Here is a 24,563-nt window from a genome sequence, read left to right on the forward strand (position 1 = left end):
ATAAACGGAGAAAAATCCATGTATTAGCTTGAATAAGCATGCGGTTTTTCTCTGCCTATGATATGAAAATAATCATATAGAGGAGAGGAATTGACATGTTAAATCAATTAAGCGATTCCATTTATTATATGTCCAATGATAATGATAGAGAAAGACCGGTATTAGGCTTGGTGTGTGGGGAAAAATATAGCCTGGTGATCGATGGTGGAAATTCAGTTCAACATGCCAGAGATTTTATCGAGGGAATTCGATCCCTGGATGTGCCTCCCGTTAAGTATGTGGTTATTACGCATGCACATTGGGATCATTTTCTGGGAATGAATGAATTCGGTGCGACAATCATCGTTAATCGTTTAACCAATAAGCGCTTGAACGACTGGAGATCTTATTCCTTCGATGATCAGTCACTTCGTGAGTATGTTGATGCTGATGTAATCAGTACGCATTGCATGGAAATTATACAGGCGGAAATCCCGATGAGAGAATCATTTCTGCTAGATAAGCCTGATATTGTCTTTAAAGATTCCCTCCAGATTGATCTGGGGAACAAGCTCTGTATGCTGGAGACGATTCAGAGTACGCATACCGATGATTCAACAATTGTATATATTCCTGATGAGAAGACTATTTTTCTGGGAGATAGTCCGTATGGAACAACAACGAATAAAATGTTTCATTTTAAGCAATCCTTGCTCAGCCACATGATACAAGATATCCAAAAGTATGATGCGGAGCATTTCTTGTTGGGTCATGAATCCATATGTGATCAGGAAGAGATGGATGTGTTCTGGAAAGAGCTTACTGTGAGTAGTAGAGCGGTGACATCCACATTGTTAGATCAGGCGATAGCATCTTTTGAAAAGGAACAGTTACGGGAGCCTAATGGGAATGAACTCTTCTTCTTGAAAGCATTTGTTAATGATCAATTGTTACAGGCACAGAAGAAATAGATGGACAGTTCGAATGTAATTATATATTTTGACTTTTAGATTGGTTATGTGTTTTATAAGATCAAAGTTCCTAAAGAGAATTTAAGTTTGAATCGAAGAGCCCTAGCATATGTGCTAGGGTTATATTATCAGAAAGGAGAGGTAGTATTGCGAAGCTCCAGATTTACACCGTATTTAAGTTTTATAGGTTTTGGATTAGTCATTCTCACCTTGAGTGTGAATGTAAGCTTCAAACTAGGAATGGAGAAAGGTTTGGATGAAGGTTCCCTTATGCTGTTGTCAGTTGCTAATGCAGTGTTACTGATATATACGTTGGTATGGGGTGTATTTGGTGTAATCGAGTTTATGCTGTTATGGAAAGAAAAACAAAAGATAAAGTCCAAGCTGGAACGCGGAAAAATGAACAAAGAGGAATTCTTAGATCAGACTAAGAGAGTGAAGACCAGTCTGGGAATCAACATCAGTTATATTGTCATCCTGTTGTTTCAGCTTGGATACGTCATAACAAACTGGGACGAGGTTAATGTTTAGTCTTCTGACCGACCTTTCCTGATTTTGAATAAAAACATACATATCCTTTAGGAGGAATATTCATTGAAAGCATTATCAATCTTCAGTCTTATTTGGTTCGTACTCAATTTTTTATTAATAACAGTTTTTTTAGATGGTTCGCAAGAAAGTGCGGAGGCAGCGGCAGGTTTGGGACTTCTGGGTGTACTGTATGGTCTGCTTTTCTCCATTCTAGCCCTAGTCATATCTAGCAAGCGAAAAAAGACCCCTGTGAATGTTCATGAACAACTGCTACAGTTGGGTGAATTAAAAGAGAAAAATATCATCTCGGAATATGAATTCGATCAAAAGAAAGAAAAGCTACTCGCCAGATACAGGTAATCCAGAGTCTGCTACGATAAGGTAAAGGCTATTCCATTTTCTACTCATACCAAAAAGCTGAACTTAGGAAAGTAAAAACAGGGCGTTCCCATTCCGGGGAATCTGCCCTGTTTTTATTTAGAAGCATTTATATATTTTTACCCATCTCAATGGTGATGATGCGCATGGGCGTCAGGTGCGTCGCCTTTGACCGTACATAGTACCGAGGTGTCATGCAGATGTTTCTCAGACTCAACTTGGAGCGTTACATGTTTGATTTCTTTATGCTCCAGCATATGTTCAATCTTCTGAACCAGGATCTCGGATGCATAAACATCCATCGTTCCATCTACGACGATATGAGCAGTAAGTGCGTTCAGGTTACTGGTAATGGACCAGACATGCACATCGTGTACGCCTTTGACGCCATCCACTTGTTTGATGGTCTGCACCAGCTCATTCACATCCACATTGGCCGGTGTACCTTCCATTAAGATATGCAGAGATGATTTGGTGACATAGAACCCACTACGCAATACGAGTGTCGCGACAATTACACTTGCCAGTGGATCGGCCCAACCCCAGCCAAAGAACATCATGAGCAATGCTGCCGCAATGGCACCAACCGATCCGAGCATATCACTAATGACGTGGAGATAAGCACCGCGCATATTCAGATTATTCTCCGTATCGCTACCACGCATCATGATCCAGGCCACCAGAATATTGACGAGCAATCCAATGACGCTGATGATTAACATACCTACGGTTGCGACTTCTGGCGGGTTAATGAATCGACCAATGGCTTCGTAGAAAATGTAGAGTGCAATGGCGATTAATGTAATTCCGTTTAACGTGGCAGCTAGAATCTCGAATCGTCTGTAGCCGTACGTTTTGCCAGTATTCACGGCTTTTTCACCAAACGTGAACGCCAGCAAAGCGATCCCGAGTGCAATGGAATCGGACAACATATGACCTGCATCCGAAATAAGTGCGAGACTGTTGGTAATGAATCCGCCAAAGGCTTCAACGATCATATAGACGGTAATAATAATGAAGGAAAACAACAGGACTTTCTTGTTATTGGTGGTGTGAGCGTGGTTGTGCCCATGGTTATGACTGTGTTGATGTCCAGACATATTAAATCCTCTCCTTTGGAGCGAGGCTCCGTTATGTAATATGAATTCTAGTGTGACTATAAATGATCCTTAACAAGGATTAACCACCTACAAATGAATATATGAGCGGTTGTTCATATGTTATGGTTTTATTATAGTTGCGCCTCATAGTAGTGTCAACCAGATTTAAGGAAATGTAAACATATCAAGGTATCTCCGTGCACGTGCTGGCGAATGAGATTGCTTTTGTGCTACCATCTGTGCAGGATCATAGTGAGATGTTCTCGCTACATAGAAGGGCGGACAACGATATGAAACATCTGCTGCTGGCAGACGATGATGCGAATATTAGAGCACTCTTGCGGCATGTCATGACCAAGGAAGGCTATCGGGTACATGAAGCGCAGGATGGTGTAGAAGCGGTGAAACTGATGCAAGAAACGCCAATCGATCTGGCGATCCTCGATGTCATGATGCCAGGCATGGACGGACTGGAGTTATGTGATTTCATTCGGCAGCATTACGACATTCCGATTATGTTGCTGACGGCACGAGATCAGCTATCTGATAAGAGAGAAGGTTATTTGAAAGGAACGGATGAGTATGTGACCAAGCCGTTTGAACCCGAAGAACTGGTTTACCGGGTAAAGGCGTTATTTCGTCGGTACCATCGCACATCCAGCGATATCATCCGCATGAATCGAATCGTCATTGACCGTAACAATGTGGAGGTCACGGACGGGCAATCCATTCTCTTTTTACCAATGAAGGAATTTGAATTACTCTCACAGCTTGCCCAGTTTCCGGGACGGTTGTTCTCTCGGGATGAACTCATTCGACTTGTCTGGGGAGCAGATTACGAAGGAGATGACCGTACTGTTGATGTACATATTAAGCGACTCCGTGATCGGTTTGCTGATTATGCGGACGATTTCGTGATCCAAACGGTGCGGGGCATTGGTTACAAGATGGAGGTGAAAGCACCGTGAGGACCTTGTACGTCCGGGTATTCCTTATTACGGTTGCGGTAATTGTGGTCAGCGGCATGCTGGGTTTCCTTTTGTCGAATATCTACTATCATGCGAAGCTCAAGGAATTCAATGATGAGAAGCTGGTAGGCATTGCAACGCAAATGAAGCAATTTGTAGAGCAGCAACCCGGGACCATGGAGCAGTATTTGAACAATGCCGCCGCACTCGGGTACGAAATCTATGTAACGGATGGAAAAGGCAACGACCAATTCTACGGCCGCGAATTCCGTGAGAAGGACCTGGACAAGCGAGCTGTAGATCTGGTACTTAATGGTGAGGTGTACCATGGCGTCGCCCAGTTTCCAAGTAAACCGTTCATTACCGGTTTCTTCGATAATCAATTAAGCAATACCGTGGGTGTTTATCTACAGCTAGGCAATGCGAATTACGCTCTCTTTATGCGTCCGGATGTAATTCTGCAGTTCGGTGAGCTGCGAATCTTTTTTGCACTGATTGGCGCATTTACCATAGGCATCAGTATCCTGATCTTTCTGATCAGTACCCGATATCTGGTCAATCCGATTGAACGTCTGTCCGAGGCGACCAAACGCATCGCACAAGGAAAATATAATCTGAAATTGCCTACTGCAAGACGGGATGAGATTGGACAATTAGCCCAGCATTTCATGACCATGAGCCGTGAATTGGAGAGGGTCGATCAGGCACGGCAACAGTTTGTATCGAACGTATCCCATGAGATTCAATCCCCGCTGACCTCCATTCAGGGGTTTGCCCAATTGGTGGCAGATCGGGATCTGCCTGAACAGGAACGGGAGCACTATGCATCGATCATTGAGGAGGAGAGCCGTCATCTCTCCTTGCTGAGCAAGCAGTTGCTTCTCCTGTCCTCTCTAGAACAAGGCAACGAAGATCTAACTAAAGTGAAGTTTTCTCTGCGGGATCAATTCCGGCAAGCGGTTCAGGTGCTGCAATGGCAACTGGAAGAAAAAGAACTGCTGCTTCGGATTTCGGTGCCGGAATCCATCCAGCTGATTGGCAATGAAGTGCTGCTCATGCAAGTCTGGATGAATCTGCTGGGTAATGCAGTGAATCACCTTCCACAAGGAAGAAGCATAGAGATCCATGCCGAGCAGATAGATGACCAGTGTGTAATCCAGATTCGGGATACAGGGAACGGGATTGCTGCGGAGCATCTGCCTTTCCTGTTCGATCGATTCTATCGGGTGGACCGTGCAAGGGAACGATCTTCCGGCCGAACCGGGCTTGGACTTGCCATTGTGCAGAAAATTATCCGAATTCATGACGGTACAATTGAGGTTTCCAGTTCGTCAGCAGGTACGGTCTTTACCGTGACACTTCCGCAGATGTAATCTGTTATTCATTTTCCGTTCATTTTCGCCTCCTATACTTGGGTTATCAAGAGGGAGGTCACAGAACATGTACTTGGCTATTCGGGAAATGAGGTATGCCAAAGGGCGGTATGCCTTAATTGCTACAATCATGGTGCTGGTTTCATTTCTGGTACTGTTTGTTACAGGTCTTGCACAGGGGCTGGCGTATGATAACGCAGCTTCGGTCAAAAATATGGCAGCAACCCACTTTGTGCTGGAACAGGATTCGAATCATCGGTTTACCCGGTCACAAGTGGATCAGGATCAGCTTAATCAAGCTCGCTCCGTAGTGGGGCAAGAGAACGCTGAGCCGCTCGGTGTGAAAATGACAACCGTCAGTCCAATGGGCGACACGAAAAAGATCGATGTCACGTTGTTCATGGTGAATCCGGAAGGCTGGCTTGCTCCAGCGGTTACCGAAGGAACTCCGATTACGGATCAGACCAACGGGCAGGTTGTGGTGGATCATAAGTTAGCTGAATCCGGTGTGACGATTGGCACCGTTCTGGTCGATCAAGCGTCGGGAATGGAGTGGACCGTTGGCGGATTTGTACAAAATGAGTCTTTCAGTCACTCGCCGGTCGTGTTCCTGAATGAAGAAGAATGGCTTACGCTTCAAGGAGGTTCACGAACTACACAAGGTTCGGCCGACATCAATGCCAATTCGCCGATATACAATGCCATTGCGGTAAAGGACGCGGGTGAGCAGGTAGACGGACTGAGTGCTGCAATGCCTGATACGGAAGTCATCACGAAGTCGGATGCCGTATCAGCCATTCCTGGATATAAGGAAGAGCAGGGATCGTTGCTCATGATGATCGCTTTTCTATATGTCATCTCGGCGTTTGTGCTTGCGGTATTCTTCTATGTCATCACGATTCAGAAAACAAGTCAGTTCGGCATATTAAAAGCGATCGGAACGCGGAATGGATATCTGGCGGGTAGTGTTTCGTTACAAGTGTTCATTCTATCGGTTGGCAGTTTGGTCATTAGCGTACTGTTGGTTCGACTGTTTGAGTCCATCTTGCCAGCATCAATGCCATTTCAATTAGGCTTATCCACGCTTGCCTTAACCTGCATATTGTTCATCCTAATGTCTATGGCGGGTTCATTATTTTCAGTGTGGAAGGTTACCAAAATTGATGCACTTGATGCGATTGGGAGGACTGCAGCATGAGAAACCGATTGGTATTACAGGGAATTACCCAGACCTTTGAAGATGGTGGCAGTAAACGCACGATTCTGGATAAGCTCGACCTTGAGGTGGCCGAGGGGGAACTGGTGGCTGTGATGGGGCCTTCCGGCTCGGGTAAAAGTACATTCCTGTCCATTGCTGGCGCACTTCTTGAACCAACGGAAGGACAGGTTCTGCTGGACGGGGCTTCTATTATGGGCAAAAGCAAACAAGATATATCCGATGTACGGCTACAGCAGCTTGGTTTTATATTTCAAAGTGCCAATCTCATTCCTTATCTAAAAGTAGAAGAACAACTCATGGTCGTTGCAAAGCTCGCCGGAACGGATAAAAGCAAAGCGGAGAAACGAGTGGATGCGCTGCTGGATACGGTAGGTTTGACTCATCGGCGGAAGGCGTATACGGAGAAGCTGTCTGGCGGAGAACGTCAGCGGGTCGCCATTGCACGGGCGTTGATGAACGATCCGGCTGTCGTGCTCGCGGATGAACCAACAGCCAGTCTGGATGCGGAACGTGGGCTGGATATTGTCGGCATGATTGCACGGCTCGTGAAAGAGCAGGGCAAGAGTGCAGTGATGGTTACACATGATGAGCGGATCTTGCCGCTCTGTAGCCGGGTTCTTTTTTTGGAAAAGGGAAAGCTGGTGCAGCATTAGACGATTAGGTGAATTTGTCAGGAACGGAACGATCTGATGTGGTTAAGGACGAGAAGGTCATGTATTCCCTCAAGGGGAAGGTGGCCTTCATTCTTCATTTTCATCTATAATTGGGAGAAGTATATAGATGAGAGATTTTATTTTACATAGAGAGGAACGGTGCGGATGAGCAGCTTGAATGCAGAACAATTCCCGGCGCTGAGTACGTCAATTCATTGGGGAATTATTGAGGCAGAGTTCAGATTAAATGACATCGTGGATGAAAAGCTGGTGAGCAATGTTAGCATCATTCCATTTGTCGGGGATCAATGTGTTGTCTTCCAACTGGATAATGGAGACTGGGAGCTGCCCGGAGGCACGCTTGAAGCAGGTGAGCCGTATATGGACGGACTGAAGCGCGAACTGATGGAGGAACTTGGGGCGGAAATGCGTTCCTATCAGATTTTTGGTCAATTCCACTGTACATCCAGTGCGTTGGAACCGTATCGACCGCATATCCCGCATCCCCATTTCGTGCGAATCATCGGATATGGAGATGTTGAACTTGTCGGTGATCCGCTGAATCCAGAGGATGGCGAGCAGGTGGTTGCTGTTGAAGTGGTAGAGATTGATGAAGCGATTCGGAGGTTCCGGGCACAGAACAGATATGACATCGCCGAGATGTACCAACTGGCTCATATGCTGCGAGAAGAAGCTAAACAGGCAGGCAAGGACCAAGTATTTTAATTCCAGATAGCCTACGGAGGTAACGATGATTCGAGATAAAATTAACGAGCTACTGGATACTTTACCCGAATTGGAACTGAACCAAGCATATTGGGGGATTGAGCGTATCCATCAGGAATATATTTTGAAGAATAACTTGCAGGATAAGAGAGTTATCGTGTCCGAACTGTACGAGGAATCCGAAGGGATTGTAAAGCAATGGGATAGCGTGTTTGCACATAATATCGATGATGTGGTCAAAGAGTCTATCCATTATAGCCAGTACAAGTGGCATATGTTCAGTTATGAACAACAGAAATGTCTGACACATGATGAAGCACGAGATGCTTTCAATGCCGAGCCGAAAGATGAAGTATATGTGATGTATGAAAGTGGTGGTTGGGTACTTTTATACGAAAATGCGAATCGGATCATTGCAGCGGATTTTGATTCGGAGCAGGATATCTACATCTTCGACCGGGCGTTTACATGGACGTATGTGTATACGCATGAATCCATGTGTGGCCCTTATTTTTATAAAATAGAACAAGCATGATTTTGAACAAAAGGGGAGTGATATCTTATGCAGGAACTGTTTAAGAAGATCATCAACACAGACGTCAAACCCTTATTGGCCAAACACGGCTATTCCAAGAAAGATCTGAATTTCTCCAAAGCGGCTGGAAGCCTCGTATACAAGTTCAACGTTCAAAAATCAAAGGTTAACACGAGTAGTCACGTGCAGTTTTATATTAACTGTAGTGTCCATTCCACCGAGCTCGCGGAGTTGCAGTCTGTTGCATTGAGTGGGGTCGTATTGGAGAACAAATCGCATTTCACCTGCCGGATCGAGGAAATAGTCCCTTCCGCTCCGGCGCACTATACCTTAACGCCCGATATCAATCCAGACGCTTTATCGAAAGAACTGGTTTCACATTTGGAAGAGGGTATTTCATTCCTACACTCGCTAACAGGGGCCAGAGATATAGTCCATTATTATATGGCGAAGACAGCGCTACATTTAAGTGAAGAAACTTTCCGCTTCCTGCTACAAGCCGGCGATACGGAAGAAGCCAAGTATTATTTACAGCAACTACATGCCAAATACGGAGTCGAAAAGCGCTGGACGATATTTGAAAAGAAATATGCAGCCATTTTTGCTGAGTACGGATTGTAAGCTTTGCTCCAGACAAATAGTCAAAATGAGGGGATGACATATGAATGATACTCAATATACTTTAAATTTTGAGAAACTGTGTAATGAATTACAGCTTGGTGAATTGATCAGTTCGCCCAAACCAATCTCAGGTGGACTTCTTCATCGAATGTACGCCATTGAAACGACGCAAGCTAATTATGCAGTTAAGGCATTGAACCCTCAGATCATGGTAAGACCTTCTGCTGTGCAAAATTATATTGATTCAGAAAAAATAGCAAACGTGGCAGCTGAACATATCCATGCTCAACCTGCAAAAATGTTAAAGGGTGCTTCTATGCATAACATTGATAATCCTATCTAATATTTGATTGGATTGAGGGTCAACGTTTGGAACAAGATGAAGTTACGATCAATAACAGTTCTCTGATGGGAACGATCCTTGCAGATATCCATAAAACGGATTTTAGACAACTAGAATTGGATAGTTCACAGGCGACTAATTCTAAAAAAATAGATTGGATGTTTTATCTGAACAAAGGAGGAATTGAGAATTCGGAATGGATTAAGATTTTGGATTCCAATATGGATCAGCTGTATGAGTGGAGCATGAAAGCTAAGAATTCATCTTCAATGCTAGCATCCAATAATGTTATTAGTCACAGAGATCTGGAGCCTAAGAATGTGATGTGGAGACAAGACATACCTATTATTATAGATTGGGAATCGGCAGGTTATATTAATCCGATGCATGATCTGGTAGAAACAGCTGTGTATTGGTCAGTAGATAGCTCTGGAAGTATAAACGAGGAAAAGTTCTTGGCTTTTATAGGTGGATATAAGAAGCGAGTGGGCAGTCTAACAGCCAATTGGGAAGTGGTTCTGGATGTTGGTTTTGCTGGAAAGTTGGACTGGCTCGAGTATAGTCTTAAACGGTCACTGCGGATTGAATGTACGGACATAGAGGAACAGTTATTAGGAACATCACAAGTCATTAGGACTTTAGAGGCTTTGAAACAATACGAAAATATGATCTCAGATATGAAGAACTGGTTGAATACTTAATCCAGGAGGGGATGCCCATATGGCAAACGATAAAGGAACATTCAGAACATGCAAACAAGGACATTCGTATTATAAAAAAAGTGATTGCCCAACCTGTCCAACGTGCGAAGCTGAACGTAAACCGACAGATGGATTTCTAGCCTTGCTGTCAGCTCCCGCCAGACGTGCCTTGGAGAATGAAGGCATTGCGACACCACAGGAACTTGCAGAGTACACAGAAAAAGAGATCCTGAAGCTGCACGGAATAGGGCCATCTGCCATACCTAAACTGCGAAGCGCTTTGGAAGAAGAGGGAATGTCTTTTAAGAAATAACCCTCTTCACGCTGTTCCACTAATCCAAACCAGAAGCGGAAGTAATCTCCTCTATCGTTACCCGATACAACAAGTTACCTTCACTGAGTAGCAGACGATGTTGGCGAAAATCCTGCCTTGCCTGCTTGAAGGGCTGACCATTTTCATTTAATAAATCAACCTTCTGCCCCTTACTCAATCTTCCGGGCTTCTCCATCTTCTTAAGCACAAACGTCCCATGTTTACCGTACCCGGCATCGAACAAGAAATGATAACCATCCGTACTGAAGCCGGAGGAACCGGAGATGTTTGGATTCATGAATGTAACGTTGGGTTCACGGGTGCCCCCTGAGATACAACCGAGTTCAAAATCGGTATAGAAGTAGAACCAGACTTGCTTCTCATTCACCACATTGAGTGCGTAACAATCCGCAATGTCAGCTTCACGATTTTCATATAGTTTATTCCCGTGCTCATCCCAAGCCAGCAGACCATATGATCCAATCGGATCGCTCCATCCGTAGTTACCAAATACCCCTTCATCGAAGTAACTGGTCCAGATCGTTCCCTTTTCGGTAACTTGTACACTCTGAATACCGTCTCCCAACAAAAACTCGCGAATTGTATTTCCGTCTAAATCACACACTTTGGCGTTCAGATCAACCTGTCCATTCCCATAATTCGTACAGCGTGCTCCGATGAGCAGTAGATGTTCATGTAATGGTTGTACGTAATGATAATTGAACGTCTGTCCCCAGATGACAACTTCCTCGATATTTTGATCTGTCACAATGAGCACTTTGTACGTATAACTTTGATTCAATTTACTTTGGACGAACACACCTCGTTTTCTTTCGGGGATCTGATTCATGAGCAGCACATAGACTCGGCCATCACCGCCCCACTGGGTGGAAACGATATCGAATCCCTCAACATAGTTCGAAATGTCGGCAAAAGGCAAAAGTTTTACTTTGGGATTGGACATATCCATATCCTCCTTTGTAGTCAAATGCTGAGTCACCATCTGCATCTGTATACGAGGATTATGACTGACGCGTACTAAACTGAACATGGCGGAAGTATAGCGAAGGTCTTCTTTGGCTTTCTTGACACACGTAGTGCAATAAGGAAGTTGTGTAAAATTCTATATAAGAGGAGGATGGAGAAGTAGCTATAAGAAGAGTGTGAGAATACATACAACGCACGTGTAGTAAGGGGAAAGAAGTACCCGTAGATTTGATTTGTATGAGTACGATTACGTGGAAGACTCATCTCTGAAAAACTGAAAAACTGAAAAACTGAAAAACTAAAAAACTAAAATGTATAAGGAAGTGTTACGAGGTGGAACCACATATTCAAGAGCAAAAGACAGACTACCGTCCACTAGGCGTATCGGGCTTGGGTGGTTGGCTGATTCTCGTCCAGATCGGATTATTTCTTACGTTGATTTTCCTGGCGCTCCAATTGGTCCTGTATTGTTTGCCCATGCTTACCACAGAGACTTGGGAGTTGCTAACTTCGGAGCAATCTGCATATTATCACCCGCTATGGGGACCGGTCGTTATTTTTGAAACGGTATATAACGCACTGTTTTTAGTGTTTAGCATATATACTATCATTGCTTTGTATAGTAAAAAATCGATCTTTCCTCGTCTTATGATCATGTTTTATAGTGTCAGTCTAGCCGTTAGTGTCATTGATTATTTATTGTTGCTTCAGATTCCGATGGCGAGAGAACTTGAGGATGGAAACTCGTTAAGAGATATTGGCAAGTCGGTACTTACTTGTGCGATCTGGATTCCTTACTTTATCAAATCAGAGCGAGTTCATAACACATTTGTAAGATAAATGGGTTGCAGGAAATGCCCGATCTCGGATAGAAGCTATCAGAGGTCGGGTTTATTTGTTACAAACGAAACCAGTCACATATATAGTTAACCTGTTCAAAGGGAAAAGGAGAAGAGATCTTGAAAGTTTATCTGGTAAGGCATGGGATGGATGAGGAAGGGTATCGAGGCGGATGGAGCGATCGTGGACTTACGGAACAAGGAATCAATCAATCCAGGAAATTGGGAGAGCATTTGCATCATCATGCTGACGAGTACAACATACATACGATTATTAGCAGTGATCTTCCTCGTGCAGTACAGACTACACGGGAAATTGAGAAGAGATTAAACATGCAGGCTGGCTTAATGAAAGATTGGCGGGAGATGAATAACGGAGATTTGGCAGGCATGCTCCATAAGGATGCTGAAGAACATTACCCAGGGGTTTATTTCAACACCCTTGAGATGGATTCCCCTTTTCCGGGAGGAGAAAGTCCAAGAGACTTTTATAGCCGGATAAGCATTGCTTTCGAGAATCTTTTCAGAGGTCTAGAGGAGAATACACTCAAGTCCAATGTTCTGTTAATTACTCACGGCGGAGTGATTAACATCCTGTATTATCTGCTTGAGAATCGGGAATGGAGCAATCAGTCCAGCTTTTATCCCATGGGCAACACCAGTGTACATACCGTTGAAAAGGGAAGGCATGGTTGGAAACTTAGCAACGTAAATGGTTTGAGTCATCTAGATTAGTTTTTTGATATGTCTAACGGAATGGGTGAACAACGGATGCTCTTGGGTATTTATTTTGAAGAAGCGGAGAGTAAAGGATAAAAATAAACGGATAGATTAAATAGAAGATGGAGGCGATGACATGAGCGATCAACCAATTGAACTGTTGCAACGTTTAAAATCTTTATCCGGCCCATTTCCAACGTGGGATACGGGGCAGTTGCCGGAGCGGCCGGGAAAGCTATTTTTGGAGTGGTTGAGATTGGCAGTTGAGAACGAAGTGAAAGAACCTCATGCCATGACGATCTCCACCGTGGATCACGATGGTTATCCTGATGCGCGGGTGTTGATTTTGAAAAACGTAATCGACGAAACGTTTTATTTTGCTTCGAGTTCGGAGAGCCGAAAAGGGCAGCAGTTGAAGGAGAACCCTTATGTGGCTCTGACATTCTACTGGCCCTCACTGGGAAGACAGATTCGGATAAGGGGAATTGCCGAGGATCAGGGAGATCAAGCGGGCGCTGATGATTTCCGCAAACGGTCAGCTGGAGCGAGAGCAGTTGCCATGACAGGGCATCAGAGTGAGGTTTTGGATAGTGAGGAAGTGCTGGATAGTGCCATTGAAACTCAGAAAGAACACATTCAACGTGACCCCGATGTCGTTACACCACAATGGCGTTTATATGCCGTGAATGCACAAGAGGTGGAGTTCTGGCAGGGAGATTCAAAGCGTAAGCATGTGCGAGTCCAATATGTGATGCAAGATGGGCAGTGGAAGACACGCAGGTTGTGGCCTTGATTTTATAACAGATGAGTAGGCAACGCGGATCGAACGGTTATCTGTTTCTCTTCTTAACAATCTCAGGGAGGGCGAATCTATGAAAACAATTGAAAGTTTCTTCGAACCATTTCCGGTATTGGAGACAGAACGGACGATACTCCGGCGGCTTACCTATGATGATCTGGATGATATGTATAGTTATTGTGTTGTACCTGCTGTCTCGGAGTTCACTACCTGGGACGCGCACAAGAGCAAAGAAGATACCAAAGCTTTTTTGGATTTTGTCATGAGCCGGTATGATGTGAATTTAATAGGCCCATGGGCCATTGAAGATAAACAAACCAAGCGGCTGATTGGGAGTTGTAACTATCTAGGGTGTGATAGCGATAACAGGAGAGTCGAGTTGGGATATGTGTTATCTGATCAATATTGGAATCAAGGCTACATGACCGAAGTGGTGAAACGAATCATCCAATTTGGATTTGAGGAAGTGGGATTGGAACGAATTCAGGCTCAATGTTTAGTGAAGAACACGGGCTCCGCGAAAGTCATGGAAAAGGCCGGCATGCAATTTGAAGGTGTGCTGAGGAAATACATGAAGGTGAAAAATGAACTTCAGGATCTGAAGATGTATGCCATTGTAAAAGAAGATTTCTATACTAACATTAAATAAAGAACGTGTTTTGGGAAAGGGCGAACAAGGTTGAGCAAAGGAATCCTGTATCTTATGCTATTCATGACTTTTTTAAGTAGCTCAGAAGTGGCATACAATCGTAATGCGGTTTCACAAGAACCTCCTGCATCTTATGCAACTAAGATATTTACGGAGGATGAATTCAGTTTTCAGATTAAATCCAAAGATATTACGATTAAACTAGGAAGTACTCGTGAAGAAGTTGAGCAGCAACTTGAACTACACGAAGATTATTATAAGCATACGAATGTTTACCAGTACAAAGATATGAGTATTCATTACAAAGATGGCCGTGTGGATGGCATCATGATTGATGACCCGGCAAAATTCAAAACGTATAAAACGCCAAGCGGGATAGGTTATGGAAGTACAGTTCAAGAGGTCTTCCAACAATACGGCAAAAAAGCTTTTATAGATACTAAAAAGGGAAAAGTACAAAGTATTACATATGTTATGGAGAAAAATAAACAAGGAAATTACCATGTCATATCATCCTTTGATCATGCAATATTGGAAGGAGGATTTCAGAACATGAAAGCCTTATCCATGGCATTTGACCAGAAGGGGCGTGTCTCATTCATCATGCTGGCAAGCCATGAGTTTGCCTATAATCCTGAGTTCAACATGGATGACATACAATAGAGGGCTCCGGGGATTTCCTTTCATCACACTTTTTTAACAACCAACGTACATAATGTCATATCGTGAACCTGATGCCTTTCGCTATAATCTTCAAGTTAATATAACTTGGAAGAATGAAGGAACCAGGAGGTACAACAAATTGATAGCCAAAAACAGATATAAATCACTCGAACTGGAAACACCCGGCGTATATGAGCTGGAAGGGCTTGAAGTGGGAGTGACATCGAACTGCAATTATAAATGTGACTATTGCTGCGCCTACAATCGGGATGATGGAGCATGCATTGATAGTCAGGAAGTCATCCGCATTATTAGTGAGCTTCCTCGTCTTAAGCGCGTGCGGTTGTCCGGGGGAGAAGTTACCCTGAAATACCAGGATTGCTTGGAGATCGTGACGTACTGCGCGGCACATGGAATCGATACACAATTGAACAGTAATGCCAGTCTGCTGACAGAAGAACGGATTCTTGCTTTGCGTGATGCGGGCTTGTCCAACATCCATATCTCGTTCAACTATACGGATGCAGAGGCCTATGCTGCGTACTACCGTGTGCATCCTCGCATGTATGAGAGATTGGAACAGAATATCCGTTTGTGCACGGAAGCCGGTCTGGAGACGGTACTGGAAACGTTACTGTTTGAAGGTAATCAAGCGAATATGCAGGCCATTAGCGATAAGGTATATGATCTGGGTGTGCGCATCCATGAGATCCAGAACAGCATTAAGATGCCGCATACGGACTGGAGCCAGATTGTATCCAAAGAGTCTCTTGTACGATCTGTAACGGAATTAATTGAGCATAAAAAGCCAGATACAACGCTCTATTTCACCTGTATGGACCGGTTTGCTGAACAGTTGAATTTGCGGGAGCAACCGGGCGTGTATTTCTCTAATTGCGTGGATGGCACGAAACAACTTCACTTGCACGGCAACGGAGATATTCTCATCTGTGAGTTATGCCATCCTGTCGTGATTGGCAACATTTATAACGGAACGTCGTTGAAGGATATTTATGCCCAGCAGCCACCGGCGTTAACGGAATTTCTGGAAAAGCGGCCTTGTCCCGCATACGATGCTCTTTTTGCAGACGCATAACAGGAAGCTACGACGAAGAAATTTTGATATTTATGTTGAGCGAGATACGTACACGATATCAGTGACATTTAAGGTTATATAGCTTGAAAATAAGGTGAACTGCTTTCCTCAATGGGAAAACGGATCACCTTATTTTATTAAAACTATTCATTCACACAATAACAGCGATTGGAAGGTTGTTCTGTCATCGTAGTGTCAGTGTGAATATTCCTTAGTTCAATTCATTCGGTTTCAGATTCATTTAAGCTACCCGGCCTAATATGGCCTTAAGAACTTAGATGAAGAGGTGAGCTTCACATGATGAAGATGTATCAGAAACCAACCCGGAAAGACCCACATAAAAGACCGATCTCCCCAAGAAAGCGAAGATGGCTCATCATCACACTTGTCATCGTGCTTGCGGTAGGTGGAATCCTGTACAGCTTGGCTGACCGTTACCTGATCCGGCATGTGCAGGTGGTTGTAGCGGATGAGAACACAGCAACGGCAGCAACGGGCAATACGAATGATTCCACCAGTACTCCGACCACCGCAACTGAAGTGAATGCAACGTCAGATGATTGGGATTATTCGAGTGATGATATGGAGGTCCATATTGATAAGGTACAGTCAGGATCTGGCTCGGATCAGATTACGTATTATGTCGCTGATGTTCAGCTAACGGATGCAAGCAGCCTGCGAACTGCACTGGCAGATAATAGTTTTGGAACGAACATTACCGAGAATACGTCAGAGATTGCCGCAGCCAACAATGCGATCTTTGCCATTAATGGTGATTATTATGGATTCCGTGATGATGGTGTCATTATCCGAAATGGAACATTGTACCGGGACAGCCCGACGCGGGATGCACTTGCCCTGTTCAACAATGGGACCATAAAAACATATAACGAGAACGAGATTTCTTCCTCGGAACTGCTGGCTGAAGGTGCCACCAATACGTTATCCTTCGGGCCCATTCTGATTCAGGATGGCGAGATTGTCAGTGATTTTAGCAGTGTGAAAATTGACAATAACTTCGGCAACCGCTCCATTCAAGACGCAAATCCAAGAACTGCTATCGGCATGATTGCTCCGAATCATTACGTTTTCGTGGTAGTGGACGGACGGCAGGACAACAGCCGTGGCATGACCTTGGCAGAACTGGCCGATGTCATGAAAGGTTTCGGAGCAACTGAAGCCTACAACTTGGACGGCGGCGGTTCATCCACCATGTACTTTATGGGTCGAGTCGTTAATAACCCGCTGGGGCGTAACCAGGAACGTGGCGTAAGTGACATTTTATATCTGACGGAGGGACAAGGATCATGACGATATTAATTCCATCCTATGAACCCGATGTACGTTTACTGAATCTCGTTCTGCGGTTACAGACATTTAAGCTTGGACCCATTGTGATAGTGGATGATGGCAGTGGCCCAGGGTACCGTGGGATTTTTGAAACGGCAGAAGCCTATGGCTGTACGGTCCTGACACATCCCGTCAATCTGGGTAAGGGCAGGGCGTTGAAGACAGGCTTTCAGCATATTAAGGAGTACGGACCTCAAGGCGGTGTAGTGTGCGCAGATAGTGACGGACAGCATCTGCCACATGATATTAAGCGTATCTTCGAAGTGCTGCTCACACAAACGAGACCCGGAATTGTACTCGGCAGCCGTCGCTTCAGCGGGAAAATCCCAGCACGCAGCCGTTTTGGCAACACAGTCACTCGGGCAGTTTTTTCGCTCACGACAGGTACCAAAGTATATGACACGCAGACGGGTCTACGCGGTTTTCCTTACTCCATGCTGGATTGGCTGAACCAGATTCCCGGGGATCGGTTTGAATACGAGATGAACATGTTGCTAACGGCACACAAGGAAGGGTATGAGATTACGGAGGAGTTTATTGATACGGTGTATCTGGATCACAATGAGTCCTCTCATTTCCGCCCGCTGGTCGATTCGTTCCGGATCTATAGGCCAATCCTGATGTTCAGCACATCTTCGTTGCTGTCTGCTCTAATTGATTTTGGACTACTATTCGTCATGCAGTATTTCACTCACAATCTGTTTCTGTCGGTCCTTGCAGCAAGACTGTGCAGCTCCATCTTCAACTACACGATGAATCGGAAGTACGTGTTCTCCGCAGGGCGAATCTCGAAGGTTCGCCACTCTTTGCCCAAATACTTCTCACTTGTCCTACTGGTGCTGTTATTAAACTACGGTTTATTGTATTTTTATAATGAAAAATTAATTATCCCACTGCTCGAAGCCAAGCTGTTGACCGAGGTGTCCATCTTCCTGTTTAGCTACTGGGCGCAGCGCAGATTTGTCTATTAACGCAGAGAGAGTAGGCATATAGCTTGCTCTCTTTTTTTCAATCAGAGCCGTTTCAAAAGAATATCCTGCGCTTCTTGGTTAACAAAAAAGGTCGAGAATAGGGGGAAGCATACCCTTGTTCTCGGCCTTTTAAACTCACAGGAGGACGAGGGTTACATCAGCTTCTTAATCTCATCCTTCAGGATTTCGGACTGAGTGCCGAAGATGACCTGCACAGCTCCACCACCGAGCCTCATGACGCCGGAAGCGCCGAGCTGTTTGAGCGCCTGATCGTTGACGGCTTTGTCGTCCCTGACAACTAGCCGGAGGCGAGTGATGCAGGCGTCAATGCTCTCGATATTATCTGTTCCCCCAATCTCGGCGAGCACTTTGCCAGCCTTGGTGTCGGCAGACGCCGCTGCCACGGCGGAAGCATTAGTGGGGGCATCGGCATCATAAGCGTCATCCTCGCGCCCCGGCGTTTTCAGGTTGAACTTGATAATCATGAACCGGAACAGGAAATAATAGACGACCGCAAATGCGAGTCCGACCGGGATCATGAGCAGCGGATTGGTCGACAGCTTCATGTTCACGAGGTAATCGATTAGACCTGCAGAGAAGGCGAAGCCCAGCTTAACATTCAGCAGGTACATGATTAGGGCCGCCGCACCGGTAAGAATAGCGTGAACCACATATAGTAGAGGCGCCGCGAACATAAAGGAGAACTCGAGCGGCTCGGTAATACCCGTTAAGAACGAAGCCACCGCTGCGCCGATAAAGATCGAAGCGACCATTTTGCGCTTTTCAGGCCGGGCTGTATGAATCAAGGCTAGCGCCGCCGCCGGAAGAGCGAACATCATAATCGGGAAGAAGCCAGACATGAACATGCCTGCCGTAGGGTCTCCGTTGAAGAAGCGGGTCAGGTCGCCGTGCACGACTTCCCCGGCTGCATTGGTATAATCTCCGATCTGGAACCAGGCGATGGAGTTGAGGACATGATGCAGACCGAGCGGGATGAGTAGGCGGTTGGCGATCATAAACACCATGGAGCCAACGCCGCCAAAACCTACAATCCAGGCGCCGAAAGCGCCGATGGCATCCTGAATCGGGCTCCAGACCATGCCGAACAGGATGGCCAACACCAGCATGGAGCCGGCGGTGACCATCGGCACAAAGCGTTTGCCGGAGAAGAAGCCGAGCCAGTCAGGAAGCTTGATATTATGATATTTTTTATACATATAGGCTGCAAGCAGTCCGGCAAATATCCCGCCCAATACGCCCATATCCAGCTTGACATCGTCAGGAATATAGCCGAATACACCTGGAACGGCTCCCAGAATCCGCGTCAGTACCATATAAGCGATCAGGGCGGAAAGCGCGGCGACCGCATCCCCCGCCAGTCCGATTGCCACCCCAATGGCGAAGATGAGCGCAAGGTTGCCGAAGATCGCCCCCGCTCCCTCATTCAGGAATGGAACTACATACTGATTAAGAAATCCCCCGATCACGGGACCGAGTGGAATGTCCTTTTCGTAATTAAGAAGACCGAGGCCTTGAAGAATACCTGCCGCAGGCAGGGTTGCTACAGGAAGCATCAGGGATTTTCCCAGCTTTTGCAGTGATTTCAGCATATTGTTCTTCCTTTCTTTTTTTGATTTAGGTTATTTGGACAAGCTGACTTTCATGATCGTTCCCATGCCTGCTTCTACGCTGCCATACTCCGGGTGTGACTCCCACGGCTGTTCAGCCGCATTCGCAACGATGACAGGGGTGATGACCGGATAACCGGCGGAAGCAATCGCATTCAGGTCAAATTCAATCAGAGTCTGACCGATAGTGACTTGATCCCCGGCCTGCACTTGGGGGGTGAAGCCCTGTCCTTTCAGGCTGACAGTATTCATACCGATATGCAGCAGCAGCTGCAGCCCGGAAGCATGCTCAATCATTACGGCATGGTGCGATTTGATCAGGTGCACCACAGTGCCGTCGATAGGGGCGACCAGCCTGCCTTCTTGGGGAATCATTGCGACTCCCGGTCCCATAAGTCCTTGCGCGAACGCTTCGTCAGGCACTTCTTCCAAACTGACGCAGGTTCCGGTGAGCGGGGATGCGACGGATATTGTTTCAGATGTTTTGGCAGATTTGTTGTTTTTCCATTTCCAGATCATTGTGTGTTGTCCTTTCTGTTGTTGGTTTTGGCATGGGTTTGAAAAAGCCGGTATAAATGCATTGCGAGAAAAGCCGTTTCTTCCTCAGGCACTTCTGTACCCAAATCCTCGGCCATTACAGCGCTCAGTTTTCTGGCCAGCTGGTATTCGGACGTATATTCATTTTTCACATATTGTGCGAAGGTGGGAGCCGTCATCGGCTGCTGATACAGGCGTTCCATGGAGAAGCGCAGGTGTATCATGAGTCTTGCCTGGCTAAGGCTGCTCTGATCAAAGCGAACACCACCCTCCTCTTCAATAATCGACTGAAGTTTGCTGATCACATTGGATACCTTAACCAACTGTCCGACAGGGACGTGATTTACGGAGGAGTACACATGGTATGTCAGGAACCCGGCCTCATCCTCCGGTACCTCTACGCCAAAGGCCTCTCCGATCATGGCCGCCGCTTCCAAGGCGATTTCGAATTCTTTCGGAAAACTGAGCTTTGTCTCCGTAAGAAAAGGATTCAGAATCTCCATCCCATTGCGGATACGATATAAGGTGAACTGAATATGACTCGGAAGAGCAAGGTAGATCTTGTCATTCAGCTTGCCGGGAAACTGATCAGCGATGAGACGGATAATTCGGTCAGAGATGTCGATGACATTGGGGTCCAAGTCCCTCATCAGCTCCTGCGCCTGCCCCCACTCCTCCCGGTCTTCCAGCCGGAACCTTTTTTCAATCCGCGGATCATCGGCCTGAACGGTGCTTTCCACCTTGAACGCAAATCCCAACCCTTTGCCGATCAGTACGTACTCCTTGGTATTCTGGTGCGACCGGGCCAGAACAATATTACTGCCAACGACCCGCTCCACCTGCAAAATCATTCCTTTACTCACGGTTCACCGCCTCCTCATTTCTAAAGTTAACGCTTTCATGGCTCCGGAACGCAAAAAGAGCCAAGAAGCGAGTATAGTCTCATGTTCGCTTCTTGGCTCATGCCCTCTGGGGTGGTAACACGCCAATTCATTTTATGTTTTCATCAGAACGTTCTTCCTACATAATATAAAGCTGATCTGCCACCGTCAACCATAATTTTGTCATCCAACTGTTCGTCGTTTAATATAGGGAATGTGTAAACGAAAAGGTACCTGCCGTAGTTGGAGCCAAATCTAACATGAATAGGAGTATGCCTATGTATCTTCGAAGTGTGGAACTCCTGTCGGCCAAGATCGAGAATAGGGACCAATATCCTTTTGACATCCCCGCGATCCGGTCCTTGGAACGATTGGAGATCACAAATAACGTTACTTTTTTTGTAGGTGAAAATGGTTCAGGGAAATCTACGCTGCTGGAAGGCATCGCACATCAATGTGGCTTCAATACCGCAGGGGGTGGCAGGAATAATACCTATGAGACACATGCTTCGGAATCCTCGCTCGGGAATTATCTCAGGCTGGCCTGGTTGCCCAAAATAACGAATGGTTTCTTCATGCGCTCTGAATCGTTCTATCAATTCGCATCACATGTCGACGAGATGCCGGAATCGCTTCCGTATTATGGCGGGCGTTCATTACATGAACAATCACATGGGGAGTCTTTTCTCAGTCTGTTCGTCAACCGCTTTAGTTCCAAAGGCATCTATCTGCTCGACGAGCCCGAAGCCGCATTGTCCCCAGCTAGGCAGCTCTCTTTATTGCGGATTCTTCATGATCTGTCAGGCACTTCGCAGTTCATTATTGCGACGCACTCACCTATTCTGCTCGGGTATCCGGGGGCGGAGATTTTAAGTTTTGACGATAACCATATTCAAGAGGTAGTCTATGAGGATACCGATCACTACCAGATTACCCGCAGTTTTCTGGAGAACCGCGACCGGATGCTGAATGAATTATTTAAAGACTAAGTTGAGATGTGATACAAGTTTAATACTACATTTTATGAGGAGAGATTGGATGAAAGTAGGATTCATAATCATTGATATGCAAGAGAGTATTGTGCGGAAAAAGATGGATCAGAGCTCGATAGACCATGCTTGCGAGTACATTAACCATGTAGCTAACGTGCTGCGCTCGAATGATCATGTGGTCATTCACGTGCAGGATGTGGAGGGCATGGAGGAGACACCACCGGAAGAATATCGTATTATTCCCGAGGTAGATGTGAATGAGAAGGATATCACAGTTACCAAAGAAGCTTCCAACGCTTTCTGGCAGACTAATCTGGAGCAGGTGTTGAAGAGTCACGGAATTGAATTGGTGATTATTGCCGGGTTTGCCGCAGAGGAATGTGTTCTATTCACCTACAACGGTGCGATGGAGCGAGGTTTCCGTCCGGTGATGTTGCAAAATGGAATTCTAAGCACCCATCACGAAGCGGTGATTTCAACGTACAGAGATCGCAATGTGATCTCATATCCTGTGGTTGATTATCTAATCCATTAAGTGTCGGTTATATCCAAAATGGAGGTGATGGTGATGAACGTGCTTCACATTGCTTTTGTATTTGTGATCTCATTGGCAGGCGTTGCCTTCGGCGTTCAGGGATTGAAGAAAAAATCGCCAGTCATGATGTATATCAGTGTAATATTTATTTTCGTTCCTATACTCCTCTTCCTGGATTGGATGGCGTTTCTACCTTTTATCGCTCCGGCTGCACTTGCTAGTGGATACTTGGTGAAAAATAAAGACAAGAGCACCAACCGGACCCTGTAAAGGGTCTATTTTTATGCATAAATGTTCATGTCCACTGTGAAAGTTAAGTTTACTCTATGGATTAAACCAAACTTTGCCTATATCTGTTGTGGTTGAAAGGATATATTGAGAACAGGGCACAGCAAACGTGCTGTGAACATCGGAAAGGTTATGTATTGATCACTAACTAACTCATTAACTAAGGGAGATGTGCAATGAAGATGAACGTACAAATTAAGAGTATTTTGGCAGAACAAAAGGAATTGTTTCTCAACCTGTACAACTTGTACTTATATGATCTGTCTGAATTTTCTGGCGAGGATCTACTTAAAGAGGGGAAATATGATCCAACGAACACCTATCTCTATCTGGAACGCGATGAATTACATCCGTTTTTGATTCAGTATGAAGGAAAGATTATTGGATTCGTCCTGGTGTGTTCACCTCCATATGTGCCAGAAGATGTGGATTATACCGTGCAGGAGCTGTTCCTGGTCAAAAAGTATCGTGGACAGGGACTGGCAGCACAAGCGGTCGACTTGGTTTTTGCTCAGTTTCAGGGTAGATTCAAAGTAGGACAACTCGCTAACAATGCAGCAGCAGTTTCGTTCTGGAAAAAGTATTATGAGCAACATCAGATTGAATATACCGAGTCTGAATATAACATTGAGATTGACAACATCGCTGGCAGCCACCGGATTTTGTCTCAGACTTTTGTGCGTGGAAAGAGATAGATCCTATTTAAATTAGAAGGTGATTCGTTTGTTTATTATCATAGCAACCAAGGGGAATTGGAAGTGGATTTCTGGTGTGTTTCAGGCAGAAGAGGTAGCTAGACAGTACATGGATCTCATACCTGATGAGCTTAAGGCGTTCCAGGAATTCATTCAGATAGAGAACATCACATTTCCTTTTTATATTATAGAGCGTCAGGCATCTCCATTTAGGTTTCTCGATAAAGATGAAGTGATTTCACTTTTCGATCATACGGATATATCAGAGGACGAAGATGAGGTGCACTTCAATATCTACACGGTGGATTCAGATTATAGACCAAAGAAACCTGGAACAGATTATATGGGAATACTGAGACATGATCATGTGACCAATGAATGGATAGAGATGTATCGTGAGGAAGGGGCAGAGTTCCTGATTAGAAGAAGGATTTTATGAATGTGAGAATTAAGGAAACTAGCGATCCAGCACTTTAGTTTACTACCTAATTTAATAAACGAGGATACCTATGGATGCGACAA

The 24,563-nt window shown here is 45.2% G+C and carries 31 protein-coding genes; 26 read left to right on the forward strand and 5 right to left on the reverse strand.

Features of this window, described 5'->3' with window-relative positions:
- Positions 1-95 precede the first annotated feature (95 nt).
- From F0220_RS08035 to F0220_RS08045, 3 genes are all read left to right on the forward strand, one after another.
- On the forward strand, positions 96-950 hold the full coding sequence (locus F0220_RS08035) for an MBL fold metallo-hydrolase (protein WP_105597823.1): 855 nt from the start codon (positions 96-98) through the stop codon (positions 948-950).
- Between the two features lie 147 nt (positions 951-1,097).
- Positions 1,098-1,481: a hypothetical protein gene (locus F0220_RS08040; RefSeq protein ID WP_105597824.1), complete on the forward strand. Its 384-nt coding sequence runs from the start codon at positions 1,098-1,100 to the stop codon at positions 1,479-1,481.
- Positions 1,482-1,544: 63 nt separating this feature from the next.
- A complete protein-coding gene (locus tag F0220_RS08045; RefSeq protein WP_105597825.1) occupies positions 1,545-1,841 on the forward strand; it encodes an SHOCT domain-containing protein in 297 nt (98 codons plus the stop codon).
- Between the two features lie 146 nt (positions 1,842-1,987).
- Here F0220_RS08045 and F0220_RS08050 read toward each other — a convergent pair whose 3' ends face one another.
- The gene (locus F0220_RS08050) at positions 1,988-2,959 is read right to left on the reverse strand and encodes a cation diffusion facilitator family transporter (RefSeq protein WP_105597826.1); all 972 of its coding nucleotides are present in this window, start codon (positions 2,957-2,959) and stop codon (positions 1,988-1,990) included.
- A gap of 290 nt (positions 2,960-3,249) precedes the next feature.
- Here F0220_RS08050 and F0220_RS08055 point away from each other — a divergent pair, with 290 nt between their 5' ends.
- The 10 genes from F0220_RS08055 (at position 3,250) to F0220_RS08095 (ending at position 10,411) form a co-directional block, all read left to right on the forward strand.
- On the forward strand, positions 3,250-3,927 hold the full coding sequence (locus F0220_RS08055) for a response regulator transcription factor (RefSeq protein WP_091015075.1): 678 nt from the start codon (positions 3,250-3,252) through the stop codon (positions 3,925-3,927).
- The gene (locus F0220_RS08060; RefSeq protein WP_105597827.1) at positions 3,924-5,300 is read left to right on the forward strand and encodes a sensor histidine kinase; all 1,377 of its coding nucleotides are present in this window, start codon (positions 3,924-3,926) and stop codon (positions 5,298-5,300) included. The genes F0220_RS08055 and F0220_RS08060 overlap by 4 nt, the downstream gene beginning before the upstream one ends.
- Before the next feature lie 67 nt (positions 5,301-5,367).
- Entirely contained in the window at positions 5,368-6,498 is a 1,131-nt protein-coding gene (locus F0220_RS08065; protein ID WP_105597828.1) for an ABC transporter permease, read from the forward strand.
- On the forward strand, positions 6,495-7,172 hold the full coding sequence (locus F0220_RS08070) for an ABC transporter ATP-binding protein (RefSeq protein ID WP_105597829.1): 678 nt from the start codon (positions 6,495-6,497) through the stop codon (positions 7,170-7,172). Before F0220_RS08065 ends, F0220_RS08070 begins: the two co-directional genes overlap by 4 nt.
- A 165-nt stretch (positions 7,173-7,337) precedes the next feature.
- On the forward strand, positions 7,338-7,898 hold the full coding sequence (locus F0220_RS08075; protein ID WP_105597830.1) for an NUDIX hydrolase: 561 nt from the start codon (positions 7,338-7,340) through the stop codon (positions 7,896-7,898).
- Positions 7,899-7,923: 25 nt separating this feature from the next.
- Positions 7,924-8,433 (forward strand): DUF4275 family protein, encoded by a 510-nt coding sequence (locus tag F0220_RS08080; protein ID WP_105597831.1) that lies wholly within the window; start codon positions 7,924-7,926, stop codon positions 8,431-8,433.
- A gap of 27 nt (positions 8,434-8,460) precedes the next feature.
- On the forward strand, positions 8,461-9,054 hold the full coding sequence (locus F0220_RS08085; protein WP_105597832.1) for a DUF4304 domain-containing protein: 594 nt from the start codon (positions 8,461-8,463) through the stop codon (positions 9,052-9,054).
- A gap of 40 nt (positions 9,055-9,094) precedes the next feature.
- Positions 9,095-9,397: a hypothetical protein gene (locus F0220_RS33310; RefSeq protein WP_308737330.1), complete on the forward strand. Its 303-nt coding sequence runs from the start codon at positions 9,095-9,097 to the stop codon at positions 9,395-9,397.
- Positions 9,398-9,423: 26 nt separating this feature from the next.
- Entirely contained in the window at positions 9,424-10,098 is a 675-nt protein-coding gene (locus F0220_RS08090; protein ID WP_308737331.1) for a phosphotransferase family protein, read from the forward strand.
- A 19-nt stretch (positions 10,099-10,117) separates the two neighbouring features.
- Entirely contained in the window at positions 10,118-10,411 is a 294-nt protein-coding gene (locus F0220_RS08095; protein WP_105597833.1) for an RNA polymerase alpha subunit C-terminal domain-containing protein, read from the forward strand.
- A gap of 19 nt (positions 10,412-10,430) precedes the next feature.
- Here F0220_RS08095 and F0220_RS08100 read toward each other — a convergent pair whose 3' ends face one another.
- Positions 10,431-11,375 (reverse strand): hypothetical protein, encoded by a 945-nt coding sequence (locus F0220_RS08100; protein ID WP_105597834.1) that lies wholly within the window; start codon positions 11,373-11,375, stop codon positions 10,431-10,433.
- A 356-nt stretch (positions 11,376-11,731) separates the two neighbouring features.
- Between F0220_RS08100 and F0220_RS08105 the strand changes: the two genes are divergently transcribed.
- The 8 genes from F0220_RS08105 (at position 11,732) to F0220_RS08140 (ending at position 18,485) form a co-directional block, all read left to right on the forward strand.
- On the forward strand, positions 11,732-12,238 hold the full coding sequence (locus F0220_RS08105; protein ID WP_179198456.1) for a DUF2569 domain-containing protein: 507 nt from the start codon (positions 11,732-11,734) through the stop codon (positions 12,236-12,238).
- 119 nt (positions 12,239-12,357) lie between these two features.
- Entirely contained in the window at positions 12,358-12,972 is a 615-nt protein-coding gene (locus F0220_RS08110) for a histidine phosphatase family protein (RefSeq protein ID WP_149846480.1), read from the forward strand.
- Between the two features lie 121 nt (positions 12,973-13,093).
- Positions 13,094-13,750, forward strand: a complete 657-nt coding sequence (locus tag F0220_RS08115; protein WP_105597836.1) for a pyridoxine/pyridoxamine 5'-phosphate oxidase — start codon at positions 13,094-13,096, stop codon at positions 13,748-13,750.
- A gap of 79 nt (positions 13,751-13,829) precedes the next feature.
- Positions 13,830-14,405, forward strand: a complete 576-nt coding sequence (locus F0220_RS08120; protein ID WP_105597837.1) for a GNAT family N-acetyltransferase — start codon at positions 13,830-13,832, stop codon at positions 14,403-14,405.
- Positions 14,406-14,435: 30 nt separating this feature from the next.
- Positions 14,436-15,068 (forward strand): hypothetical protein, encoded by a 633-nt coding sequence (locus F0220_RS08125; RefSeq protein WP_146117058.1) that lies wholly within the window; start codon positions 14,436-14,438, stop codon positions 15,066-15,068.
- A gap of 139 nt (positions 15,069-15,207) precedes the next feature.
- Positions 15,208-16,164, forward strand: coding sequence for a radical SAM protein (locus F0220_RS08130; protein ID WP_105597839.1), 957 nt, complete (start codon positions 15,208-15,210; stop codon positions 16,162-16,164).
- 297 nt (positions 16,165-16,461) lie between these two features.
- Complete coding sequence (locus F0220_RS08135) at positions 16,462-17,475, forward strand: phosphodiester glycosidase family protein (protein WP_105597840.1); 1,014 nt, start codon at positions 16,462-16,464, stop codon at positions 17,473-17,475.
- Positions 17,472-18,485 carry a bifunctional glycosyltransferase family 2/GtrA family protein gene (locus tag F0220_RS08140; protein ID WP_105597841.1) on the forward strand — a complete coding sequence of 338 codons (1,014 nt, stop codon included), beginning with the start codon at positions 17,472-17,474 and terminating at the stop codon, positions 18,483-18,485. The genes F0220_RS08135 and F0220_RS08140 overlap by 4 nt, the downstream gene beginning before the upstream one ends.
- 152 nt (positions 18,486-18,637) lie before the next feature.
- On the opposite strand, the gene F0220_RS08145 is transcribed toward F0220_RS08140, so the two are convergent.
- The 3 genes from F0220_RS08145 to F0220_RS08155 are packed head-to-tail and all read right to left on the reverse strand — an operon-like array spanning position 18,638 to position 21,513.
- Positions 18,638-20,095 (reverse strand): PTS transporter subunit EIIC, encoded by a 1,458-nt coding sequence (locus F0220_RS08145; RefSeq protein WP_091015043.1) that lies wholly within the window; start codon positions 20,093-20,095, stop codon positions 18,638-18,640.
- Between the two features lie 30 nt (positions 20,096-20,125).
- On the reverse strand, positions 20,126-20,629 hold the full coding sequence (locus F0220_RS08150; protein ID WP_374954384.1) for a PTS sugar transporter subunit IIA: 504 nt from the start codon (positions 20,627-20,629) through the stop codon (positions 20,126-20,128).
- The gene (locus F0220_RS08155; protein ID WP_223199892.1) at positions 20,629-21,513 is read right to left on the reverse strand and encodes a PRD domain-containing protein; all 885 of its coding nucleotides are present in this window, start codon (positions 21,511-21,513) and stop codon (positions 20,629-20,631) included. Before F0220_RS08155 ends, F0220_RS08150 begins: the two co-directional genes overlap by 1 nt.
- Positions 21,514-21,809: 296 nt before the next feature.
- On the opposite strand from F0220_RS08155, the gene F0220_RS08160 reads away from it, so the two are divergent.
- The 5 genes from F0220_RS08160 (at position 21,810) to F0220_RS08180 (ending at position 24,480) form a co-directional block, all read left to right on the forward strand.
- Positions 21,810-22,520, forward strand: a complete 711-nt coding sequence (locus F0220_RS08160) for an AAA family ATPase (RefSeq protein ID WP_105597843.1) — start codon at positions 21,810-21,812, stop codon at positions 22,518-22,520.
- 49 nt (positions 22,521-22,569) lie between these two features.
- Positions 22,570-23,058, forward strand: a complete 489-nt coding sequence (locus F0220_RS08165) for a cysteine hydrolase family protein (protein WP_105597844.1) — start codon at positions 22,570-22,572, stop codon at positions 23,056-23,058.
- Positions 23,059-23,091: 33 nt separating this feature from the next.
- Complete coding sequence (locus F0220_RS08170) at positions 23,092-23,328, forward strand: hypothetical protein (RefSeq protein WP_105597845.1); 237 nt, start codon at positions 23,092-23,094, stop codon at positions 23,326-23,328.
- 194 nt (positions 23,329-23,522) lie between these two features.
- Positions 23,523-24,041 (forward strand): GNAT family N-acetyltransferase, encoded by a 519-nt coding sequence (locus F0220_RS08175; RefSeq protein ID WP_223199893.1) that lies wholly within the window; start codon positions 23,523-23,525, stop codon positions 24,039-24,041.
- 76 nt (positions 24,042-24,117) lie between these two features.
- Positions 24,118-24,480: a hypothetical protein gene (locus F0220_RS08180; protein WP_146117059.1), complete on the forward strand. Its 363-nt coding sequence runs from the start codon at positions 24,118-24,120 to the stop codon at positions 24,478-24,480.
- Positions 24,481-24,563 lie beyond the last annotated feature (83 nt).

This window comes from Paenibacillus sp. 37, from assembly GCF_008386395.1.
GTDB classification, from domain to species: Bacteria; Bacillota; Bacilli; order Paenibacillales; family Paenibacillaceae; genus Paenibacillus; species Paenibacillus amylolyticus_B.

What these genes read in the sequence shown, in the direction of transcription:
- F0220_RS33310 (WP_308737330.1), top strand. Translation starts at nt 9,095, where the DNA reads ATGAATGATACTCAATATACTTTAAATTTTGAGAAACTGTGTAATGAA.
- F0220_RS08115 (WP_105597836.1), top strand. Translation starts at nt 13,094, where the DNA reads ATGAGCGATCAACCAATTGAACTGTTGCAACGTTTAAAATCTTTATCC.
- F0220_RS08095 (WP_105597833.1), top strand. Translation starts at nt 10,118, where the DNA reads ATGGCAAACGATAAAGGAACATTCAGAACATGCAAACAAGGACATTCG.
- F0220_RS08145 (WP_091015043.1), bottom strand. Translation starts at nt 20,095, where the DNA reads ATGCTGAAATCACTGCAAAAGCTGGGAAAATCCCTGATGCTTCCTGTA.
- F0220_RS08075 (WP_105597830.1), top strand. Translation starts at nt 7,338, where the DNA reads ATGAGCAGCTTGAATGCAGAACAATTCCCGGCGCTGAGTACGTCAATT.
- F0220_RS08080 (WP_105597831.1), top strand. Translation starts at nt 7,924, where the DNA reads ATGATTCGAGATAAAATTAACGAGCTACTGGATACTTTACCCGAATTG.
- F0220_RS08085 (WP_105597832.1), top strand. Translation starts at nt 8,461, where the DNA reads ATGCAGGAACTGTTTAAGAAGATCATCAACACAGACGTCAAACCCTTA.
- F0220_RS08175 (WP_223199893.1), top strand. Translation starts at nt 23,523, where the DNA reads ATGAAGATGAACGTACAAATTAAGAGTATTTTGGCAGAACAAAAGGAA.
- F0220_RS08165 (WP_105597844.1), top strand. Translation starts at nt 22,570, where the DNA reads ATGAAAGTAGGATTCATAATCATTGATATGCAAGAGAGTATTGTGCGG.
- F0220_RS08100 (WP_105597834.1), bottom strand. Translation starts at nt 11,375, where the DNA reads ATGTCCAATCCCAAAGTAAAACTTTTGCCTTTTGCCGACATTTCGAAC.
- F0220_RS08120 (WP_105597837.1), top strand. Translation starts at nt 13,830, where the DNA reads ATGAAAACAATTGAAAGTTTCTTCGAACCATTTCCGGTATTGGAGACA.
- F0220_RS08140 (WP_105597841.1), top strand. Translation starts at nt 17,472, where the DNA reads ATGACGATATTAATTCCATCCTATGAACCCGATGTACGTTTACTGAAT.
- F0220_RS08160 (WP_105597843.1), top strand. Translation starts at nt 21,810, where the DNA reads ATGTATCTTCGAAGTGTGGAACTCCTGTCGGCCAAGATCGAGAATAGG.
- F0220_RS08055 (WP_091015075.1), top strand. Translation starts at nt 3,250, where the DNA reads ATGAAACATCTGCTGCTGGCAGACGATGATGCGAATATTAGAGCACTC.
- F0220_RS08035 (WP_105597823.1), top strand. Translation starts at nt 96, where the DNA reads ATGTTAAATCAATTAAGCGATTCCATTTATTATATGTCCAATGATAAT.
- F0220_RS08070 (WP_105597829.1), top strand. Translation starts at nt 6,495, where the DNA reads ATGAGAAACCGATTGGTATTACAGGGAATTACCCAGACCTTTGAAGAT.
- F0220_RS08170 (WP_105597845.1), top strand. Translation starts at nt 23,092, where the DNA reads ATGAACGTGCTTCACATTGCTTTTGTATTTGTGATCTCATTGGCAGGC.
- F0220_RS08065 (WP_105597828.1), top strand. Translation starts at nt 5,368, where the DNA reads ATGTACTTGGCTATTCGGGAAATGAGGTATGCCAAAGGGCGGTATGCC.
- F0220_RS08050 (WP_105597826.1), bottom strand. Translation starts at nt 2,959, where the DNA reads ATGTCTGGACATCAACACAGTCATAACCATGGGCACAACCACGCTCAC.
- F0220_RS08135 (WP_105597840.1), top strand. Translation starts at nt 16,462, where the DNA reads ATGATGAAGATGTATCAGAAACCAACCCGGAAAGACCCACATAAAAGA.